Raw genomic sequence first — 20,812 nt, forward strand, 5'->3', positions numbered from 1 at the left:
CACAAAGCGCTGCCCTAGAATGGCGTCATCCATCGACCCGGAGTCCATCATGCTGAGTGCCGCCCAGAAAGAACAGTACCAACGCGACGGTTTCATCGTCATCCCCGACTTCAAGTCGGCCCACGAAATCGCGGCGCTGCGCGCGCGCGCCGCGCAGATCGTCGACGAGTTCGACCCCACGGTCGCGCAGGGCATCTTCACGACCAGGGACCAGGAGAAGAAAGCCGACGAGTATTTTCTCCGCTCCGACAACACGGTCCGCTGCTTCTTCGAAGAAGAAGCGTTCGGGCCGGACGGCCAGCTGAAACAGGCTAAATCGCTGTCGATCAACAAGATCGGCCACGCGATGCACGACCTGGACCCGACCTTTCGCGCTTTCTCCGCCGATCCGCGCCTGGCCACCGTCGCGCGCGACCTGGGCCTGGCGGACGCGCAGGTGTGGCAGTCGATGTACATTTTCAAACAGCCCGGCATTGGCGGCGAAGTGCGCTGGCACCAGGATGCGACGTACTTCGACACGGACCCGATCAGCGTGACGACATTCTGGTTCGCGCTGGAAGACGCGACCCTGGAAAACGGCTGCCTGTGGGCGGAACCGGGCGGCCACCGCACGCCGCTGCGCGAGCGCTTCGTCCGCACGGGCGACGACATCGCCGTGGAAAAGCTGGACAGCACGCCATGGCCGGACGACAGCACGGCCGTGCCGCTCGAATGCAAGGCCGGCGCGCTGGTCTGCTTCCACGGCCTGCTGCCGCACTACAGCGCGCCGAACCGCTCGCCCGTGTCACGCCACGCGTACACCCTGCATGCGACGGACGCCAACACGGTCTACTCGCCGCGCAACTGGATCCAGCGCGGCGCCTCGTTCCCCGTGCGTGGCTTTATCTGATGCAGATCCGGATCCTCGCCCCGCACTGGGGCAGCAACGACCTGGCGCCCCAGGTCTTCATCGACAAGGTGGTGGCGGCCGGTTTCGACGGCGTCGAGATGTCGCTGCCGCTGGACGCCGCGCAGCGCGACGACTGGCTGCGCCGCATCGCCGATGCAAAGCTCGATCTCGTCGCTTCGCAATGGGAAACGGTGTTCCATCCGCAGTTCCACGAACACCGCGCGGCGCTGCAGGCGCTGCTGCACAACGCCTGCGCGGCGCGGCCGCTGCTGGTCAACTCGCATACCGGCAAGGATTTTTATACGCGCGAGCAGAACGAGGAACTGCTGGCGCTGGCCGATGCGATCGGGCGCGAGCACGGCGTGCCGATCGCCCACGAGATCCACCGCAGCCGCTTTTCGGGCCACCCGATGCTGCTCAAGCCTTACCTCGACACGCTGCCCGGCCTGACCTTGACGGCCGACCTGTCGCACTGGTGCGTTGCCTGCGAATCGCTGCTGGAAGACCAGCCGCGGACGCTGGACATCACGCTGCCGCGCGTGCGCCACGTCCACGCGCGTGTCGGCCATGCGCAAGGAGCGCAGGTAGCCGACTTCCGCGCGCCGGAATACGCAGCGGAACTGGCCGCGCACCTGGGCTGGTGGGACCGCATTGTCGAACTGCGCCGCGCCGCCGGCGCGGCCATGCTGACGTTCACGCCGGAGTTCGGTCCGGCGCCGTACACGTTCAATCTGCCCTACACACGCCAGCCCGTGGCCGATGCGTGGGCGCTGAACGTGGCGATGCTGCGGCTGCTGCGCGAGCGTTACTGACGTGCGCTGTTGCCCGAAAAACGGGGTCTGGGCGACCCCGTCCGTCCCCATTTTTCGGGCAACTTTTTTCAGGCGGCCACCGGCTGCGGCACCCGCAGCGGCAACGCGATGATAACGGTGGTGCCGTGCTCCGGCACCGATTCGACGCGGATCGTGCCTTTCAGCACGCCGGTCACGATGTTGTAGACGATATTCATCCCCAGTCCCGAGCCGCCCTGCCCCATCTTGGTCGTGAAGAACGGGTCGTAGATCTGGTTCAGTGTCTTGCTGCTCATGCCGACGCCGTTGTCGGCAAAGCGCAGCTCCGCCGTATCGTCGTCCAGCACGGCGGCCGTGATCGTGATGATGCCGCGGCCGCGCCCTTCGAACGCATGCAGCATCGCGTTGTTGATCAGGTTGCTAACGACCTGGCTGACACTGCCCGGATACGAATCGAATTCCAGCGTTTCCGGCACGTCCACGCGCACTTCGCAGCTGGCGCGGCGCAGCTGTGCCGCGTACGTGGCCAGCGTGTCGCGCAGCACGCCGGCCAGCGCGAAGGTGCGGCGCTTGTCGGACGTCTGGTCCACCGCCACCTGCTTGAACGACGTGATCAGGTCCGCCGCCTTGCCCAGCGACGTGGCGATGATGTTGCAGGCCGTTCCGGCATCGGCCAGGTGGGCTTCCAGCGTGGACTTGCGCACGCCGCCACCGTCGGCCAGCTTGCGCTTGAATTGCGCCACCATGTCGGCCAGCGCCGTCGCCGTCAGCAGGCTGTTGCCGATCGGCGTATTGAGCTCATGCGCGATGCCGGCCACCAGCGCCCCCAGCGCCGCCATCTTTTCCGACGTGATCAGGCTGGCCTGCGCCTGCTGCAAGGTATGCACCATGGCGGACATCTCGCGGTGCGCCTGCTCGGCATGGGCCTTCTGCTGCGCCACTTCACGCAGGCTGTATTCCAGGCCCTGCCGGCTCTCCAGCAGCGCCGCTTCCGTCTTGCGGCGGTCGCTGACGTCCGCCAGAACCCACACGCTGCCCTTGGCCGGCGCCTGCGGGTCGAGCAGGCGGCCGTTGACCATGCACCACAGGCTCCGGCCGTCGCGCCGCACCAGTTCCAGCTCGGCATAGGCGCGCTGTCCGCCCGGGCCGCACTGGAACGGGTCGACGGCCGGCGCGCTCGGCACCAGCGTTGTCACGGGCCGGCCGTCCAATGCGCCGTGCGGATAGCCCAGCATTTCCTCCAGTCCCCGATTGCAGCGCACGATCTGCCCTCCCGAGAACAGGCCGATGCCGACGACGGCGCTGTCCTGCAACGCGCGCAGTTCTTCCAGCGTGGTGCGCAGGCGGCGCGAGATATCGCGCCGCCGCTGCAAGGTGACGACCAGCGCGGCGATCAGGGTGCTGATCAGGAAACCACAGCCGCCGATCAGCACGATCGTTCCGTACTCGCGGCCATACCGTCCGCCCGCATAGCCCTTGAACTGCATCAGCCAGTGGCGCTGCCCGACGTTGAGCGTCGTGTGCGACGTCAACCCCGGCACGACGGGGCGGGCGGGCCTGTCGCTGCGCACCTTGCCGGCGCTGTCGAACATCAGGTTCTCGATGCCGGGCGGCGTGCCGCCGCCATCGATCAGGTAGCCGGCGTCGTTGATCTGCACGTGCATGTCGGCCAGGAGACGCGGATCGATCACTTCGCGCATCAGGTCGGAAACGCGAAAGACAATGGCAACAAAGGTCGTCAATGCCGCGCGCCGCTGCTCGACCGTTGTCAGCGGCGCCCCCTTGCGGTAGACGGGCAGGCGGGCGATGAAGCCCGGCTCGCCGCTGGCGTCCTGCACGAGCGTGATGCGTTCAGTGACGACCAGCTCGCCCGTGTCGCGCCCCATCTCCAGCGAGCGCAGATGCGCGGGGAAGGCCACCAGGTCCAGCCCGAACGCGTTCTCGTTGCCGCGCATCGGTTCGGTGTATTCGATCAGGTAATGCTCGGCCCGCTCTGTGGCGGGATGAGGCTGATAGTCGGGATAGCCACCTGGCTGCAGCGTGGTGTCCTGCCGGATCGTTTCGACATGGCTGGCCAGCCCGGCGGCCGGAACGCGACGCACCAGCTGGATGGCCTGGAAGCCGGGGTAGCGCTGCTGCAAGCGCAGTTCACGGATGTAATGATGTAATTCGGCGCGGTCGATGCGCTCGTCGACGGCCAGCACGGCGCGGATGCTGAGCAGTGTGTCGAAATAGGTTTTCAGCCGTGCGTCCGTGTCGCGTGTCACCTTGTCGGTGTCGCGCGCGAAACGGTCGGCGATCCGGGCGTCCTGGGCGTCCAGCGCAAACAGGCACGCCCACGCCGTCAGGCAGATGCCGACGGTAAAGGCGAGATAACCTTGTGCGCGCATTCGTACGTCCCGCAGCTGGATGGATGCGCTGACTATAGCATGGGGCACTGGAACATTCAGCTGAGCAATGTATGTTGCGCCGGGTCTGTCTCATCCATCAGACGGTCAAAAAAAAACCGGTGACAGGCTCCTATTCCCGGAAACCGGAGCCTGTCACCGGTTTCTCATCACGACGCGTTATTCGATCAACGCGGGTGTGCCGTCTTCCAGAAAAGCGCCAAAGCAGCGCGTGCATTCAAGACAGAACAAATGGGGAATGCGCACGCTCTTCTGGCGCAGCACCAGCTGCAGGTGGCCATCGCCGCAGACCGGGCAGGTCTCGCGCATCGTGCCACAGGTACGGATTTCATCCGCGAGGTAAGTGTCATCGTAGCGCACGCCGTCGACCACGCTCTGCGGGTCAAGTTGCACCAGATAAAGGCCGGCCGGCTGGTAACGCTGCTCGGTCGTCGGCGATTGTTTTGGGTCGATCTGATTCATCCGATTCATCATCTTTCCCCTTTACCGTGCCAGTGTTAGCAGGTCACAAAACGATAAGCCAAACGGGCGGCATGTGGCAAGCACAATCGACTGCGAGAAATCGCTTGCAATTAGATCGCGTACTACATATACTGCGTGCATGGAAACGAACAACACCCTCGACACCGGCAATGCGCTGTCCCGCGTACCGCAACTGGATCAACAACTGTGCTTCGCCTTGTACTCCACGTCGCTGGCGATGAACAAGCTGTACCGGAAGCTGCTGCGCAAGCTCGACCTGACTTACTCGCAGTACCTCGTCATGATGGTGCTGTGGGAGCGCGATGAGCAGACGGTATCGGACCTGGGCGAAAAACTGTTCCTCGATTCGGCCACATTGACGCCTCTGCTGAAGCGGATGGAACAGGCCGAGCTGGTAACGCGCACCCGCAGCGCCAGCGACGAACGCCAGGTCATCATCGCACTGAGCGAACGGGGCAGCGCGCTGCGTGAACAGGCCAAGGCCATTCCGGCCTGCGTGCTGGAAGCGACGGGATGCAATCTGGACCAGGTCGTCGGCCTGAAAGGTCAGCTGGACGACCTGCGTGGCCAGCTGATGAAAAGCGGGATGTGAAAGCCGGTTCGCCGGTTTTCAAAGCAACAGATTTGCCGTATCCGATAAGTAGCGAACTATATAATCGCAGTCAACTTAAAAAGGAAGAACAAAATGAACCCGATCAGACAACTTGCCTCCGCCGCTGCCATTGCCGCAGCGTTCGTTACCGGCGCTGCTACCGCTGCCGAGCCTGGCGTCGAACCGACGACCGCCAGGTTCCTGAAAGCGCTGGAAGGCGGCGCGCCGCTGGAATCGCTGACCCCGGCGGCCGCCCGCCAGGTGCTGGTTGGCGCGCAAGCAAATGCAAAGCTGCGGGCCGCGGACGTGTCGGTGAAGACGATCGAGCTGGACGGCAAACCCGTGAAGCTGCACATCGTGCGTCCGGCCGGCGTCAAAGGGACTTTGCCGGCATTTATGTTCTTCCACGGCGGCGGCTGGGTGCTGGGCGATTTCCCTACCCATGAACGCCTGGTGCGCGACCTCGTCGTGAACTCGGGAGCCGTTGCCGTATTCGTCGACTACACGCCGTCGCCTGAAGCAAAATATGGCACCGCGATCGGCCAGGCATACGGCGCCACGAAGTGGGTGGCCGCACACGGACGGGAAATCGGCGTGGACGGCAGCCGCCTGGCCGTGGCCGGCAACAGCGTCGGTGGCAACATGGCCGCCGTGGTCGCGCTGATGGCGAAAGAACAGGGGCAGCCGACGCTGCGCGCCCAGGTACTGCTGTGGCCGGTGACGGACGCCAGCTTCGACACGCCGTCGTACAACCAGTATGCCGAAGGCTACTTCCTGACCAAGGGCATGATGCGCTGGTTCTGGGACAACTACACGACGGACGCCGCCGCCCGCCGCGAAATCCACGCCTCGCCGCTGCAGGCCGGCACCGCCCAATTGCAGGGCCTGCCGCCGGCGCTGATCCAGACGGCCGAGTTCGACGTGCTGCGTGACGAAGGCGAAGCATACGGCCGCAAGCTGGCGGCGGCGGGTGTCGACACGACGACGGTACGCTACGGCGGCATGATCCACGACTACGGCCTGCTCAACGCCCTGTCGGAAGTTCCTGCCGTGCGCACCGCGCTGCGCCAGGCCGGCGACGAACTGAAACACCGCCTCAAATAAGCCGTCGCGTACGCACCACGCCGGCAGCGCCCACCGGACAGGCGGACGTCCGCCCGGACAGCGCGCCGGCATGTGCTGTTGCCGGCGCGGACGTCCGCCGCCGTTTTACGCCTGCCATTGTTTCAAGATATTTACAAATAGACTTTCCTCGCGTCATGGGGCAAGCCCTTAAAATACCCCGACAATTCTTCCAACTTTCACATTGCCAGGGGTCCGATGAAGCGCTCTGCCATCGCCGGTATTACCGTCCTGTTATGCACGTCGCTCCACGCGACTGCCGCGGACAAGTTTGACGACAAGTTCCGCCAGCTCGACGAGCTGCTGCCCACCGCGACGCCATACCGCACCGCCTCCGGTGCCCCGGGCCACCAATACTGGCAGCAGCGTGCCGATTACACGATCCGTGCCACGCTGGACGAGGCCAACCGGACCGTCACGGGGGCCGAACAGATCACCTACCACAACAACTCGCCCGACACGCTCGCCTACCTGTGGGTGCAGCTGGACCAGAACATCTACAAGCCCGACTCGGATGCGCGGCGCATGCAGACGGCGCCCTCGCGCGAAGCGTGGACCAAACCGCGCGGCGAGGATGGCGCGAAATACGAAGGCCTGCGCAGCACGCTGGTCGGCCGCGAGTTCGACGGCGGCTTCAGGATCTCGAACGTCAGAACATCCGGCGGCGCACCGTTGCAGTACGTGGTCAACGGCACGATGATGCGCATCGACCTGCCGTCGCCGTTGAAACCGGGCGAGCGCGTCACGTTCGGCATGGAGTGGACGTACAAGGTCAACGAACAGAAGGTGCTGGGCGGGCGCTCCGGCTACGAATACTTCGAGGAAGACAAGAACACGCTGTTCGAGATCGCCCAGTGGTATCCGCGCATGGCCGCCTACTACGATGTCGCCGGCTGGCAGCACAAGCAGTTCCTGGGCTCCGGCGAATTCACGCTGGAATTCGGCGACTACGACGTCAGGATCACCGTACCGGCGGATCACGTGGTGGCGTCCACCGGCGAGCTGCAGAACCCCGGCGACGTCTTGAGCGCCACGCAGCGCCAGCGCCTGGAGCAGGCGAAGACGGCGAAGAAGCCCGTCGTCATCGTCACGCAGGCGGAAGCCGAGGCGGCGGAGAAGGCCGTCAGCAAGGCCAACAAGACCTGGCACTTCAAGGCGAAGAACGTGCGCGACTTCGCATGGGCGTCGAGCCGCAAGTTCATCTGGGACGCGCAGGGCTACAAAAAGGACGGCACCAACGTGCTGGCCATGTCGTACTACCCGAAGGAAGGCAATCCGCTGTGGGAGAAGTACTCCACGGCGTCGATCATCCACACCATCGAGCAGTACAACAAATACAGCTTCGATTATCCGTATCCGACGGCGATCTCCGTCAACGGCCCGGTCGGCGGCATGGAATACCCGATGATCTCCTTTAACGGCCCGCGACCGACGAAGGACAAGAAGACGGGCCAGCTGACCTACTCGAAGCGCGCCAAGTATGGCCTCATTTCCGTCATCGTGCACGAGGTCGGCCACAACTACTTCCCGATGATCGTCAATTCCGACGAGCGGCAATGGACGTGGATGGACGAGGGCCTGAACTCGTTCGTCGAATACCTGGCCGTGCAGGCCTGGGAGAAGGACTTCCCCATCGGCCGCGGCGACCCGCGCGATATCGTCAACTATATGCGTTCGGCAAACCAGGTGCCGATCATGACGAATTCCGAGTCGCTCCTCCAGTTCGGCAACAACGCCTACGCCAAGCCGGCCACCGCGTTGAACATCCTGCGCGAGACGATCCTCGGCCGCGAGCTGTTCGACCATGCCTTCCGCGAATACGCGCGGCGCTGGAAGTTCAAGCGCCCTACCCCGGCGGACTTCTTCCGCACGATGGAGGACGCGTCGGGCACGGACCTCGACTGGTTCTGGCGCGGCTGGTTCTACACGACCGACGCCGTCGACATCAGCCTGGATAACATCGGCGAACTCACCGTCGACACGAAAAATCCCGAAGTGGAAAAGGCATGGGCGCGGGCGCGCAAGGCCGAAGAACCGGTGTCGATCACGGACCAGCGCAACGCATCGATGCCGCGCCGGATCGACACGCAGCCGGAGCTGCGCGACTTCTACAACGAGCATGACGAATTCACCGTCACGAATGCGGACCGCAACAAGTACAAGGAAGCGACGGCGGACCTGGAGCCATGGCAGAAGAATCTGCTGGCACAGGGCAAATACCTGTACCTGGTCGACTTCACCAACAAGGGCGGCCTCGTGATGCCGCTGATCCTCGAAATCACGCTGAAGTCGGGCAAAAAATATGTCGAGCGCGTGCCGGCCGAGGTGTGGCGCTACTCGCCAGCGAAGATCACGAAGCTGCTGGTGACCGACGAGCCGATGACCTCCCTGACGCAGGACCCGTACTGGGAAACGGCGGACATCGACACGTCCAACAACAGCTGGCCGCGCAAGGCCGCACCGTCGCGCCTGGAGCTGTTCAAGGCAGAGCGCAAGGTGCCGGACATGATGAAGGACTTCAATACGCCATTGAAGGCCGACGACAAGGATGCGAAGGACGGCAAAGCCGGCGACAAGCCGGCGGCAACGCCACCGGCCAACGGCGCCGCGGCCAAGCAGGAAGCCGAGCAGACGCCGTTGAAACTCGATCAGCCAAAACCGGCGGGCAAGCAGTAAAGCATGCGCCTTCGTTCCAACAGCATCCTGCTGGCCCTGGCGCTGTACGCCGGTACCGCGCACGCGCACAACTACCATATGGGCATGGCGGACATCGGCTACAACGCCGCCACCGGCCATACGGAAGTGATCCACACGTATACTGCGCACGACATCGAGGCGCTGCTGGCGAACCTGTATGGCCGCCATTTCGACCTTGGGCTGGAAGAAGACCAGGACGTGCTGCGCCAGTACATCGAGCAGCGCTTCACCATCAGCGCGGCGGGCAAGCGCCTGCCGTTGCAATGGGTCGGCGTCAAGGCCGATGCCGACACGATCACCGTCTTCCAGCAGATCGGGCATACGGCGCTGCCACCGGGCGCCGTCATCGCCGATAGCGTACTGACGGATTTCATTCCCACGCAGATCAATACCGTCAACGTGGGCGCCAACGCCGGCCGCGCCGCCACGACGCTGACATTTACCGCTGCCAGCCCGCAACACGCGCTTCCGTAAAAAACCCGGGACAGACCCGGGTTTACAGGCAATTTTTCTTCAAACAGGGGTCTGTCCCGGGTTTTTGACACATGAAACGCATCCTCCCCTTCGCTCTTGCCACGTTTTCCCTGTCCGCCCATGCGGACGATCCATTCCTGCAACGAGTCCTGATCGACGCGTCGCGCACGTCGCAGCTGGGCATTGCCGACTCGGCAGCCGACGGCACCGTCACGCAGCGCCAGCTGGCGGCGCGCACGTCGTACCGGCCCGGCGAACTGCTGGAGGCCACACCAGGCCTGATCGTCAGCCAGCACAGCGGCGAGGGCAAGGCCAACCAGTTCTACCTGCGCGGCTTCAATCTCGATCACGGCACGGACCTGCGCACGACGGTGGACGACATGCCCGTCAACCAGCGCAGCCATGGCCATGGGCAAGGCTGGACGGACCTGAACTTCCTGATTCCGGAACTGGCTGCCCGGCTCGATTACAGCAAGGGGCCGTACAGCGCGGCCAACGGCGACTTTTCGTCCGCCGGCGCCACTGCCATCACGTACGCCAACCGCCTGCCGCGCGGCGCGTTCGACGTCACCATCGGCCAGGACGGCTATCGCCGTGCGCTGCTGGCCGATTCACCCGCAGCGGCGGGCGGCAACCTGCTGTATGCGCTGGAAGTGCTGCATAACGACGGTCCCTTCACGCGCGGCGACGACTACCGCAAACTGAATGGCGTGCTGCGCTACAGCCAGGGTTACGCCAACAACGGCTGGCACGTGACGGCGATGGCGTATGGCGCCAACTGGAACGCGACGGACCAGATCCCGCAGCGCGCGGTGGACGCCGGCGCGCTGGGCCGCTTCGACGCGATCGACCCGACCGACGGCGGCAGCGCGCACCGCTACAGCATCTCGGGGGCGTGGCGCCGCACGACGGAGGACTCGGCATCGAAGGTGTCGGCCTACGTCATCGCCAACCGCCTCGACCTGTTTTCCAACTTCACGTATTTTCTCGACGATCCCGTCCACGGCGACCAGTTCGCCCAGCCGGACCGCCGCGTGACGACAGGCTTCGACGCGCGTCATGGCTGGCACCTGCACGCGGGCGACGTGCTGACATCGACCACCGTCGGCATGCAGGTACAGAACGACAATATCCACAACGGCCTGTATCGCACGGCCGCTCGCCGCACGCTCGGCACGATCCGGCAGGACCATATCGTCGAATCGTCGGCCGCGGTGTTCGTCGAGAACCATACGCGCTGGCGCCCCACGCTGCGCACGGTGGCAGGCCTGCGCGCCGACCGCTACCGCTTCGACGTGACGAGCGACCGCCCGGACAACTCGGGCAAGGCCAGCGACACGCTGGTCAGCCCGAGCGTCGGCCTCGTGCTGGGACCGTGGGCGCAGACGGAGTTCTACTTCAACGCCGGGAGCGGCTTCCACAGCAACGATGCGCGCGGCACGGTGATTGCCGTCGATCCGAAGACGAACGAGCCGACGCCGCGCGTCACGCCGCTGGCCCGCTCGCGCGGCCTCGATCTGGGGGTGCGCAGCGAATGGGTGCCGGGGCTGCAGACGACGCTGTCGCTGTACCGTCTGGACTTCGATTCGGAGCTGGTGTTCGTCGGCGACGCCGGCACCACCGAAGCGGGCCGTCCGAGCCGGCGTTACGGCATCGAGTTCTCGAACTACTACAAGCCCGTCAAGTGGCTCAGCCTCGACGCGGACCTGGCCTATGCGCGCGGGCGCTACCGCGACAGCGATGCTGCGGGAGACCACATCCCCGGCGCCGTCGAAGGCGTGGCGCAGCTGGCCGCCACCGTGACGCCCCAGGGCGCGTGGTCCGGCGCGTTGCGCCTGCGCTGGTTCGGCCCGCGCCCGCTGGTCGAGGACAACAGCGTGCGCTCGCGCGCCAGCGCCACCCTCAATGGCCGCATCGGCTACCGCGTCAACCGCAGTACCCGGCTGGAGCTGGAGGCGTTCAACCTGGCGAACCGGCGCGCCGCCGCGATCGAGTATTACTACTCGTCGCGCCTCGCGAACGAAGCGCAGGCGCAGGACGACATCCACTTCCATCCGATCGAAGCGCGGTCGCTGCGGTTGACGTTGTCGCACAGCTTCTAGCGGCGTCGTACAATAAGCGATCTCCACGTCACCGAACTCACTCCATGGCCGCCCCAGTCTTCACTCCCCTCGAACAAGTCGGTATGGCCCTGCGCACGCAAGGCTATGCGCTGCTGGCGCCGGCCGACGTGGCCGCGCTGGCGGGCTCGCCGCTGGCCGAGCTGGCGCAGCTGACGCCCGCGTGGGACGAGCTGGAGCTGGACAGCTACCTGAAGGACGGCGGCCGTTACCGCCGGCGCCGTCATTCCTGCTTCGTGCAGGAAGGCGATGTGCTGGCGCAAACGGCGCACCGCGCGCACTGGCAGCCCGTCGAATACAACGCGCTGCATGGCGGGATGCACCGCATGTTCGCCCCCGTGCAGCCGGCCACCATCGAACAGCCGGGCTGGCAGGGCCTGTTGACGGCGCTGGGGCGCGTCTGCTCCGCCGTGCGGAACGAACGCACCTGGTACGTCGAGGCTCATCAGTTCCGCATCGACACGGCCGACGGCATCGGCCGCCCCACGCCGGAAGGCGCGCACCGGGACGGCGTCGATTTCGTCGCCGTGATCCTGGTGGGACGGCACGCCATCAAGGGCGGCGAAACGCGCATCTTCGAAGCGGACGGCCCGAATGGCAAGCGCTTCACGATGACCGAGCCGTGGACGATGCTGCTGCTCGACGACGCCGCCGTCATCCATGAATCGACGCCGATCCAGCCACTGGGGGAGCACGGTTATCGCGACACGCTCGTGCTGACCTATCGGGCCGGCGGCTTCCAGGGCGAACAACAATAGAGCATGCAGCTTGCGGCATGCAAGCCTGAATATCACCAGGGCGCGGCAGGCGCGCCACCGGCGCGCCGATTCCGCTATAGTCAAACGCATCAAGCAATGGGGGGCAGTCCGTGGACGCCAGCTATGAAATAGAACCGGGCGAGATCGAGATCCTCATCGTCGAGGACAGCCCGACACAGGCGGAGCGCCTGCGCCGCCTGATCCAGTCCGTCAAATACCGGGCCCGCGTGGCCGGCGACGGCCGTCTTGCGCTGGCGGCGATCCACGAACGCAAACCGCACCTGGTGCTGTCCGATATCGTCATGCCGGAGATGGACGGCTATGACCTGTGCCGCGCCATCAAGTCCGACGCCGGCCTGCGCGACATTCCCGTCATCCTCATCACGTCGCTGAACGACCCGAAGGACATCATCCGCGGTATCGAATGCGGCGCGGACAATTTCATCCGCAAACCGTATGCGGAAGACTACCTGCTGAACCGCATCGGTCACATGCTGGTCAACCAGAAGCTGCGCAAGAACCAGAACATGGAAGTGGGCATCGCCCTCTACCTGGGCGAGCAGAAGCACTTCATCAATGCCGAGCGTCAGCAGATCCTCGACCTGCTGATCTCCACCTACGAACAGGCCGTGCAGGTCAACAGCGAACTGCAGGCGCGCGAGCGGCAGGTGATCGAACTGAATATGCGCCTGGCGCACCACGCCGGGCAGCTGGAAACGATCAACCGCGAGATTGCGCTGAAAAACCTGGAACTGGCCGAGGCCAGCCGGATGAAGTCCGCATTCATCGCCAATATGTCGCACGAGCTGCGCACGCCGCTGAACGCCATCATCGGTTTCACAGGCGCGCTGTTGATGAAGCTTCCCGGCCCGCTGACGGCGGAACAGGACAAGCAGCTGAACACGATCCGCTCCAGCGCGCGTCACCTGCTCTCGCTGATCAACGACATTCTCGACGTGGCCAAGATCGAGGCGGGCAAGGTCACGCTGTCGATCGAGGCGGTCAAGTGCCAGGACCTGGTGCGCGAGGTCGCGGAAACGCTGCGCCCGCTCGCCACGCAGAAGGGGCTGTCGCTGGAGGTGGTGCTGGACGAAACGCCGATCACGCTGAACACGGACCGCCGCGCGCTGACGCAGATACTTATCAACCTCGCCAATAACGCCATCAAGTTCACGGACAAGGGCATGGTACGAGTCAGCCTGGGCCTGAGCAAACAGCCGGACGGAAAGCAGACCGTGGAGTTCTCCGTGGCCGACAGCGGTGCCGGCATCCGCACGGAGGACCAGGCCAAGCTGTTCCAGGCGTTCTCGCAGCTGGACTCCACGTCGACCCGTCATGCCGAGGGCGCCGGGTTGGGCCTGTACCTGTGCCAGAACCTGGCCAACGTGCTGGGCGGGTCGCTGTACTTCACCAGCGAATTCGGCAAGGGCAGCGTATTCACGCTGGCGCTGCTCCCCAAGGGCGGTGGCGGATAACGATGTCAGTTTCTGTCTTTGTTGCATCTGCACATAAGCCCGGCAGCACCAATTTGCTCATGAATCTGACGAAATAGCGCGCACGGTAGTTCTACGGTATTGCACCGCAACATAAATCGGATTATAGTTATTCCGTCTCCTCCAAGCGTTCTCCGAACAATTGGAATTCGCCCGCAGCCTTGGCTCGCGGGCATTTTTTTGGCGCGATGCTTCGTGACACCGGCAGTACCGGCCTTCACCTTGCAGTGACGCATCTTGCACCGCCGGTCCTGGATTGCTGCGTTCCCGGAATCGCCCGGCTTGCAGCGCACGCAGGGCGCAACGCGCCAACCTACGCTCCAATCCCAACCTCGCAAATGCTGCCGGCAGAACGCCAGCGCCTTCGCTCGCACCCGCCCGTACCGCGCCGGCAAGAGACAAATCCCGACGCATGATTCTTTCTCATCGATATGGAACAGCGACGAGTCCGGTCAGCCAGCATGAAGTTTAGACAAAGCCAATGCAACAGCTTGCGTTGGTGGCATGTCCGGGAATTATTCAAACGACCGATTTAGTTATATCAATCGTTTGATTTCTATGGTGTAATCCCGGCATGATTGACAAACTCACCCGTAAATCCCGCGCCGATGGCGAACAGTCGCGCGAACGCCTGCTGCTCGCCGCAATGAAGCTGTTCGGCGAACAGGGCTTTTCGCGCACGTCCACGCGCGAGATCGCACTGGCAGCCGGCGCCAACGTTTCTGCCATCAGCTATTACTTCGGCGACAAGGCCGGCCTGTACAAGGCGGCGCTGACGGACTACCTGCCGCCGCCCCAGAAAAACATCGAGATGTTCGACCAGCCCGGCTTTACGCTGCGGCAGGCGCTGGAAGGCTATTACGCGCAACTGCTGGGGCCGCTGCTGGAAGGCGACGAGGCCGAGCTGTGCCTGCGTCTGTGGCTGCGCGAGCTGCTGGAGCCGCGCGGCGTGTGGGCGGAGGAGCTCAATACCGGCATCCGCGCCGAGCACATGGCGTTTGCCGCCGTGCTGGCGCGGCACCTGGGCGTGCCGGTCGACGACGACGTGCACCGCCTCGTGCATGCGTGCGCCGCGTTCGGCGTCCACCTGATGATGGGGGGCGACGTGATCAAGGCACTGACGCCGCAGCTGCTGGCCGGGCCGGACGCGCTGCGCAACTGGATTCCCCGGCTGGCCGACTATGCGGAAGCGATCGTGCTGGCGGAACAGCAAAAACGACAAAAAGGAGCAGTATGAGGAACAGACACTGTGCGCTGGCCGTCGCGGCGGCACTCGCACTCTCCGGCTGCGGCCTGACCGGCCCGGCCAGGCAGGTCCCGGACGAGGCGCCGGTGCAGTGGCAGGCGCCGCTGCCGCATGGCGGCAGGGTGACGGAACTGTCGGGCTGGTGGCGCAGCCAGGGCGATCCCGTGCTGGCCCAGCTGATCGAGGCGGCGCAGGAAGTGAGTCCGACAATCGCGTCGGCCCGCTCGCGCATCGGCCAGGCCCGCGCCGAACGCACGGCCGCCGGTGCCGCGCTGGCGCCGGCAGTGAACGGCGTGGCGACATCGACCCGCACCAGCCAGCAGCAGGCCGAGACACCGTCCAACACGACATCGCAGGTGTATGCCCAGGCGTCGTGGGAGCTGGATATCTTCGGCGGCAACCGGGCCGCGCGCGATGCGGCGCAGGCGCGGCTGGACAGCGCGCAGGCGGGCTGGCATGACGCACGCGTGTCGGTGGCGGCGGAAACGGCCAACGAATACTACGGCCTGCGCGCCTGCGAGCAACTGCTGGCGGTGGCGCAGCAGGACGCCAGGTCGCGCGCCGACACGGCCCGGCTGACGGAGCTGACGGCGAAGGCCGGGTTCCAGGCGCCGGCAACGGCGGCGCAGGCCCGTGCCAGCGCCGCCGAGGCGAACAGCCGCGCCATCGCCCAGCGCGCCCAGTGCGACGTCAGCGTCAAGGCGCTGGTGGCGTTGACGGCCATCGATGAGCCCCAGCTGCGCAACCGCCTGGCCAGCGCCGCCCCGGCCGACGCACTGGCCGGGCTGTCGCCGGCGCAGGGCATCGCGCTGGCGCAACTGCCGGCGCAGACGCTGGCGCAGCGGCCGGACGTATTTACGGCCGAACGCGAGGTGGCCGCCGCCAGCTTCGAGGTGGTCGGCGCGCGCGCCCAGCGGTTCCCGCGCCTGACGCTGGCCGGCGCGGTAGGCCGTGGCCGCGTGCACGTGGCAGGCGAGAACGTCACGGCCAATACGTGGAACATCGGCCCGGTGCAGTTGTCCGTGCCGCTGTTCGACGCCGGCACACGCCGCGCCAACGTGGACGCAGCGCGGGACCGCTACGAGGCCGCCGTGAGCAGCTACCGCGGCACCGTGCGCCAGGCCGTGCGCGAAGTGGAGGAAGCGCTGGTCAACCTGCAAAGCACCGACGAACGCGCCGCCGACGCGCGCACGGCGCTGGAAGGCTATCGCAGCGCGTTCGTGGCAACGGAAGACCGCTACAAGAACGGCATGGCAAGCCTGCTGGAACTGGAAGACGCCCGGCGTACGCGCCTGGCCGCGGAAAACGCGATGGTCAGCCTGCAGCGCGAGCGCAGCGCCGCCTGGATCGCCCTGTACCGCGCAGCGGGAGGCGGCTGGACCCGCCCCGCCCAACAATAATGGACACGCATATGAACAACACCAAAACCATCGTATTGGCCGTGCTGGCCGTGTGCATCGCCGCAGGCGGCGGCATGGCCGCCATGAACGCTTCCGCCGCCAAGGAAGAGAAGAAACCGGCCCAGACACCGGCACTGACGGTCACCACGATCCGCCCGACCACCGCGTCGCTGCCCCTGCAGCTGACCGCCAACGGCAATGTCGCGGCCTGGCAGGAAGCCGTCATCGGCAACGAATCGAACGGCCTGCGGCTGACGGAAGTGCGCGTCAACGTGGGCGACGTGGTGAAAAAAGGCGAAGTGCTGGCCGTGTTCTCGGCCGATACCGTCAATGCGGAAGTGGCCCAGGCACGGGCAGCGCTGGCCGAAGCGCAAGCCAATGCCGCCGAAGCGCAGGCCGACGCCCGCCGCGCGCGCGCGGTACAGGCCAGCGGTGCGCTGTCGGAGCAGCAGATCAGCCAGTACCTGACGGCCGAGCAGACGGCGAAGGCGCGCATCGAATCGGCGCGCGCCGTGCTGGCCGCGCAGCAGCTGCGCCTGAAATACACGCAGGTCGTGGCGCCCGATGCGGGCGTGATCTCGGCGCGCAGCGCGACCGTCGGTTCCGTCGTGGGCGCCGGCACGGAACTGTTCAGGATGATCCGCCAGGGCCGCCTGGAATGGCGCGCCGAAGTCATGGCGGCGGACCTGAAGAACATCCGTATCGGCGGCACGGCCAGGGTCAAGGCGGCCAATGGCAGCGAGCTGACGGGCAAGGTGCGCATGGTCGCGCCCACCGTCGATCCGCAGACGCGCGTCGCCCTCGTCTACGTCGACCTGCCGCCGGACCTGAACCGCAACGCGCCGTTCAAGGCCGGCATGTTCGCCACGGGCCAGTTCGAGCTGGGCAAGTCCGATGCGCTGACGTTGCCGCAGCCGGCCGTCGTCGTGCGCGACGGCTTCCCGTACGTGTTCCGCCTCAATCCCGATTCGCGCGTCAGCCAGGTCAAGATCCGCACGGGCCGCAGGCTGGGCGACCGCATCGAGGTGACGGGCCTGACCGCCGACACGCAGGTCGTGCTGAGCGGCGCCGGCTTCCTCAACGACGGCGATCTGGTGCGCACCGTTGCTGCCCCGGCTGCACACTCGGCCACGGCGCCGGCCGTCGCCAGCAAATAAGGAAGAACGATGAACTTCTCCGCCCTGTCGATCAGGAACCCGATCCCCGCGATCATGCTGTTCGTGCTGCTGACCCTTGCCGGCCTGCTGGCCTACAAGGCCAATCCGGTACAGGACTTCCCGGATATCGAACTGCCCATCGTTACCGTCTCGGCCAACCTGCCCGGCGCCGCGCCGGCGCAGCTGGAAACGGAAGTGGCGCGCAAGATCGAGGACTCCGTCGCCACGCTGCAAGGCGTCAAGAACATCTATACCAAGGTGCTCGACGGCGACGCCAACGTCACCGTCGAATTCGTCCTCGAGAAGAACCTGTCGGACGCCGTGAACGAAGTGCGCGACGCCGTCACGCGCGTCAAGGCCGACATGCCTGCCGAACTGCGCGATCCGATCGTCAGCAAGGTCTCCACCGCCGGCCGCGTCGTGCTGACGTTCGTCGCCACCGCGCGCACCACGGGCGGCACGAAGATGGACGATGCCGACCTGTCCTGGTTCGTCGACAACACCGTGTCGAAGCGCCTGCTGGCGGTGCCCGGCGTCGGCTCGGTCAGCCGGGTGGGCGGCGTCAACCGCGAAATCCGGGTAGAACTGGACGACGAGCGCATGGCGGCGCTGCGCGTGTCCGCACTGGACGTATCGCGCCAGCTGCGCCAGGTGCAGCGCGAAGCGCCGGGCGGACGCGGCGACGTCAGCGGCGCCGAGCAGTCCGTGCGCACCATTGCCACCGTCAAGTCGGCACAGGAGCTGGCCGCCATCGACATCCCCCTGGGCGACGGCCGCCACGTGCGGCTGGACCAGGTGGCCACCGTCACCGACACCGTCGCCGAATCGCGCGCCGTGGCCACGCAGGACGGCAAGGCCGTCGTCGCGTTTGAAGTGTTTCGCACCAAGGGCGCCAGCGAAACGGCCGTCGCGGACGGCGCGCGCGCTGCCGTCGCGAAGCTGCGCGGCGAGTTTCCCAACATCGATCTGAAGGAGTCGATCGACAACGCCTCGCCGGTCGAGGAAAACTTCGAAGGCTCGATGGAACTGCTGTACGAAGGCGCGATCCTGGCCGTTCTCGTCGTCTGGTGGTTCCTGCGCGACTGGCGCGCGACCATCGTGGCCGCGGCGGCACTGCCGCTGTCCGTGATGCCGGCGTTCCTCGGCATCTACTGGTTCGGCTATACGCTCAACACGGTGACGCTGCTGTCGCTGGCGCTGGTCGTCGGCGTGCTGGTCGACGATGCGATCGTCGAGATCGAAAACATCGAACGCCATCTGCGCATGGGCAAGACACCGATGCAGGCGGCACTGGAAGCGGCCGATGAAATCGGCATGGCCGTGATCGCCACGACTTTCGCCCTGGTGGCCGTGTTCCTGCCGACGGCCTTCATGGGCGGCATCCCCGGCAAGTTCTTCAAGCAGTTCGGCTGGACGGCCGTGCTGGCGGTGCTGGCGTCACTGGTCGTGGCACGGCTGCTGACACCGATGATGGCGGCCTACCTGCTGAAACCGAAGGAGCACAAGGAGGAGAAGGACGGCTGGCTGATGACGCGCTACATGCGCACGATGAAGTGGTGCCTGAATCACCGCGGCATCACGGCCATCGCCTCGGCTGTGTTCTTCGTCGCCTCGATCATGCTGGTGGGCCTGCTGCCGACGGGCTTCGTGCCGCCGGCGGATCGCGACCAGACGCAGGTCAACCTGGAGCTGCCGCCCGGCTCCACGCTGGCACAGACCCGGCTGGTGGCCGAGCAGGCGCGCCAGGCGGCGATGTCCGTGCCCGGCGTCACGGGCGTGTACAGCTCCGTGGGCGGCGGCTCCTCGGGCGACGCGTTCGCGCCCGGTGCGGCGGCGGAAGCGCGCCGTGCCGTGCTGACCATCACGACGATCCACCGCACGGAGCGCGACGAATCGATGGGCGAGATCGACAGCCTGCTGCGCAGTAAACTGTCCGCCGTGCCCGGCGCCCGCTTTACCGTGGGCCCGCCGGATACGGGCGTCAAGATGCAGCTGGTGCTGCAGTCGGAAGATCCGATCGCGCTGATGGGCGCCGCACAGAAGGTCGAGCGCGAACTGCGCACGCTGCACGGCATCGGCAACGTCACGTCGAGCGCCTCGCTCGTGCGCCCCGAAATCATCGTGCGGCCGGACTTTGCCCGCGCCGCCGACCTGGGCGTGACCGCCAGCGCCATCGGCGAGACCGTACGCGTGGCCACCGCGGGCGACTACGACTTCGACCTGACGAAGATGAACCTGCCCGAGCGGCAGGTGCCGATCCGCGTCAAGCTGCCGGACGCCGTGCGGGCCGACCTGGATGCCATTGGCCGCCTGACGGTGCCAGGCACGAACGGCCCCGTGCTGCTGGCGAACGTGGCCACCATCACGATGGAAAGCGGCCCGGCCCAGATCGACCGCCTGAATCGCAGCCGCAACGTGACCCTGGACGTGGAGCTGGGCAACCGCTCGCTGGGTGAGCTGAACCAGGAGGCGCGCGCACTGCCGTCGATGCAGAACCTGCCGCCGTCCGTCAAGATCGCGGAGCTGGGCGACGCGCAGGAAATGGCGTCGCTGTTCGCCAGCTTCGGCCTCGCCATGGCGATCGGCGTGCTGTGCATCTACGGCGTGCTGGTACTTCTGTTCAAGGACTTCATGCAGCCGGTGACGATCCTGGCGGCGCTGCCGCTGTCCATCGGCGGCGCCATCGTGGCGCTGCTGGTCACGGGGCGCGCGCTGTCGATGCCGTCGATGATCGGCCTGATCATGCTGATGGGGATCGTGACGAAGAATTCGATCCTGCTGGTGGATTACGCGATCCTGGCGCGCCAGGCCGGCATGAGCCGCTTCGATGCGCTGGTGGACGCCTGCCACAAGCGCAGCCGCCCGATCCTGATGACGACCATTGCCATGGGCGCGGGCATGATGCCCCTCGCCCTGGGCCTGGGCGCGGACCCGAGCTTCCGTTCGCCGATGGCGATCACGGTGATCGGCGGTCTGATCACGTCGACGTTACTGAGCCTCCTGGTGGTGCCGGCCGTGTTTACGTACGTGGACGACCTGGAGCACCTGCTGCGACGCACCGCGCGCAAGCTGCGCCGCCATCCACATCCCGGGCATCCGCACGGACAGCATGGGGTGGATGCGGTGGGCAATCCGGTGCCGCGCAATATTGGCGGGCACGGGCACTGAATGCGAGGGGAGCC

Annotated in this window: 15 protein-coding genes; 13 read left to right on the forward strand and 2 right to left on the reverse strand. The window is 65.9% G+C overall.

The annotated features are described in order from the left end of the window. Positions 1–49: 49 nt before the first annotated feature. Positions 50–889, forward strand: coding sequence for a phytanoyl-CoA dioxygenase family protein (locus E1742_RS10905; protein WP_134384894.1), 840 nt, complete (start codon positions 50–52; stop codon positions 887–889). Next, positions 889–1,701 carry a sugar phosphate isomerase/epimerase family protein gene (locus E1742_RS10910; RefSeq protein ID WP_134384895.1) on the forward strand — a complete coding sequence of 271 codons (813 nt, stop codon included), beginning with the start codon at positions 889–891 and terminating at the stop codon, positions 1,699–1,701. The genes E1742_RS10905 and E1742_RS10910 overlap by 1 nt, the downstream gene beginning before the upstream one ends. 68 nt (positions 1,702–1,769) lie before the next feature. Here E1742_RS10910 and E1742_RS10915 read toward each other — a convergent pair whose 3' ends face one another. Both E1742_RS10915 and E1742_RS10920 read right to left on the reverse strand, forming a co-directional pair. Next, complete coding sequence (locus E1742_RS10915; RefSeq protein WP_134384896.1) at positions 1,770–4,070, reverse strand: CHASE domain-containing protein; 2,301 nt, start codon at positions 4,068–4,070, stop codon at positions 1,770–1,772. Between the two features lie 177 nt (positions 4,071–4,247). After that, positions 4,248–4,550 carry a hypothetical protein gene (locus tag E1742_RS10920; RefSeq protein ID WP_134384897.1) on the reverse strand — a complete coding sequence of 101 codons (303 nt, stop codon included), beginning with the start codon at positions 4,548–4,550 and terminating at the stop codon, positions 4,248–4,250. 139 nt (positions 4,551–4,689) lie between these two features. On the opposite strand from E1742_RS10920, the gene E1742_RS10925 reads away from it, so the two are divergent. The 11 genes from E1742_RS10925 (at position 4,690) to E1742_RS10975 (ending at position 20,798) form a co-directional block, all read left to right on the forward strand. Beyond that, positions 4,690–5,163 (forward strand): MarR family winged helix-turn-helix transcriptional regulator, encoded by a 474-nt coding sequence (locus E1742_RS10925; protein WP_134384898.1) that lies wholly within the window; start codon positions 4,690–4,692, stop codon positions 5,161–5,163. Between the two features lie 93 nt (positions 5,164–5,256). Continuing rightward, on the forward strand, positions 5,257–6,267 hold the full coding sequence (locus E1742_RS10930) for an alpha/beta hydrolase (protein ID WP_134384899.1): 1,011 nt from the start codon (positions 5,257–5,259) through the stop codon (positions 6,265–6,267). Between the two features lie 216 nt (positions 6,268–6,483). Beyond that, on the forward strand, positions 6,484–8,961 hold the full coding sequence (locus tag E1742_RS10935) for a M1 family metallopeptidase (RefSeq protein WP_134384900.1): 2,478 nt from the start codon (positions 6,484–6,486) through the stop codon (positions 8,959–8,961). Between the two features lie 3 nt (positions 8,962–8,964). After that, on the forward strand, positions 8,965–9,456 hold the full coding sequence (locus tag E1742_RS10940; RefSeq protein WP_134384901.1) for a DUF6702 family protein: 492 nt from the start codon (positions 8,965–8,967) through the stop codon (positions 9,454–9,456). 71 nt (positions 9,457–9,527) lie between these two features. Next, positions 9,528–11,558, forward strand: coding sequence for a TonB-dependent receptor (locus tag E1742_RS10945; RefSeq protein ID WP_134384902.1), 2,031 nt, complete (start codon positions 9,528–9,530; stop codon positions 11,556–11,558). An 83-nt stretch (positions 11,559–11,641) separates the two neighbouring features. Further along, entirely contained in the window at positions 11,642–12,334 is a 693-nt protein-coding gene (locus E1742_RS10950) for a 2OG-Fe dioxygenase family protein (RefSeq protein WP_229466715.1), read from the forward strand. Between the two features lie 110 nt (positions 12,335–12,444). Next, positions 12,445–13,809, forward strand: coding sequence for a hybrid sensor histidine kinase/response regulator (locus E1742_RS10955; RefSeq protein WP_134384904.1), 1,365 nt, complete (start codon positions 12,445–12,447; stop codon positions 13,807–13,809). 592 nt (positions 13,810–14,401) lie between these two features. Continuing rightward, positions 14,402–15,064 carry a TetR/AcrR family transcriptional regulator gene (locus tag E1742_RS10960; RefSeq protein WP_134384905.1) on the forward strand — a complete coding sequence of 221 codons (663 nt, stop codon included), beginning with the start codon at positions 14,402–14,404 and terminating at the stop codon, positions 15,062–15,064. Continuing rightward, positions 15,061–16,473: an efflux transporter outer membrane subunit gene (locus E1742_RS10965; RefSeq protein WP_134384906.1), complete on the forward strand. Its 1,413-nt coding sequence runs from the start codon at positions 15,061–15,063 to the stop codon at positions 16,471–16,473. Before E1742_RS10960 ends, E1742_RS10965 begins: the two co-directional genes overlap by 4 nt. An 11-nt stretch (positions 16,474–16,484) precedes the next feature. Continuing rightward, positions 16,485–17,630, forward strand: coding sequence for an efflux RND transporter periplasmic adaptor subunit (locus tag E1742_RS10970; RefSeq protein WP_134384907.1), 1,146 nt, complete (start codon positions 16,485–16,487; stop codon positions 17,628–17,630). Positions 17,631–17,639: 9 nt separating this feature from the next. Then, positions 17,640–20,798 (forward strand): efflux RND transporter permease subunit, encoded by a 3,159-nt coding sequence (locus E1742_RS10975; protein WP_134384908.1) that lies wholly within the window; start codon positions 17,640–17,642, stop codon positions 20,796–20,798. Positions 20,799–20,812: the final 14 nt, after the last annotated feature.

The sequence above is a fragment of the Pseudoduganella plicata genome, assembly GCF_004421005.1.
Classification (GTDB): domain Bacteria; phylum Pseudomonadota; class Gammaproteobacteria; order Burkholderiales; family Burkholderiaceae_D; genus Rugamonas; species Rugamonas plicata.

Excerpts from the sequence above, each read along its gene's own strand:
- E1742_RS10930 (WP_134384899.1), top strand. The coding sequence starts at position 5,257 with ATGAACCCGATCAGACAACTTGCCTCCGCCGCTGCCATTGCCGCAGCG.
- E1742_RS10975 (WP_134384908.1), top strand. The coding sequence starts at position 17,640 with ATGAACTTCTCCGCCCTGTCGATCAGGAACCCGATCCCCGCGATCATG.
- E1742_RS10960 (WP_134384905.1), top strand. The coding sequence starts at position 14,402 with ATGATTGACAAACTCACCCGTAAATCCCGCGCCGATGGCGAACAGTCG.
- E1742_RS10920 (WP_134384897.1), bottom strand. The coding sequence starts at position 4,550 with ATGAATCAGATCGACCCAAAACAATCGCCGACGACCGAGCAGCGTTAC.
- E1742_RS10925 (WP_134384898.1), top strand. The coding sequence starts at position 4,690 with ATGGAAACGAACAACACCCTCGACACCGGCAATGCGCTGTCCCGCGTA.
- E1742_RS10905 (WP_134384894.1), top strand. The coding sequence starts at position 50 with ATGCTGAGTGCCGCCCAGAAAGAACAGTACCAACGCGACGGTTTCATC.
- E1742_RS10970 (WP_134384907.1), top strand. The coding sequence starts at position 16,485 with ATGAACAACACCAAAACCATCGTATTGGCCGTGCTGGCCGTGTGCATC.
- E1742_RS10910 (WP_134384895.1), top strand. The coding sequence starts at position 889 with ATGCAGATCCGGATCCTCGCCCCGCACTGGGGCAGCAACGACCTGGCG.
- E1742_RS10935 (WP_134384900.1), top strand. The coding sequence starts at position 6,484 with ATGAAGCGCTCTGCCATCGCCGGTATTACCGTCCTGTTATGCACGTCG.
- E1742_RS10950 (WP_229466715.1), top strand. The coding sequence starts at position 11,642 with ATGGCCCTGCGCACGCAAGGCTATGCGCTGCTGGCGCCGGCCGACGTG.
- E1742_RS10915 (WP_134384896.1), bottom strand. The coding sequence starts at position 4,070 with ATGCGCGCACAAGGTTATCTCGCCTTTACCGTCGGCATCTGCCTGACG.
- E1742_RS10940 (WP_134384901.1), top strand. The coding sequence starts at position 8,965 with ATGCGCCTTCGTTCCAACAGCATCCTGCTGGCCCTGGCGCTGTACGCC.
- E1742_RS10945 (WP_134384902.1), top strand. The coding sequence starts at position 9,528 with ATGAAACGCATCCTCCCCTTCGCTCTTGCCACGTTTTCCCTGTCCGCC.
- E1742_RS10965 (WP_134384906.1), top strand. The coding sequence starts at position 15,061 with ATGAGGAACAGACACTGTGCGCTGGCCGTCGCGGCGGCACTCGCACTC.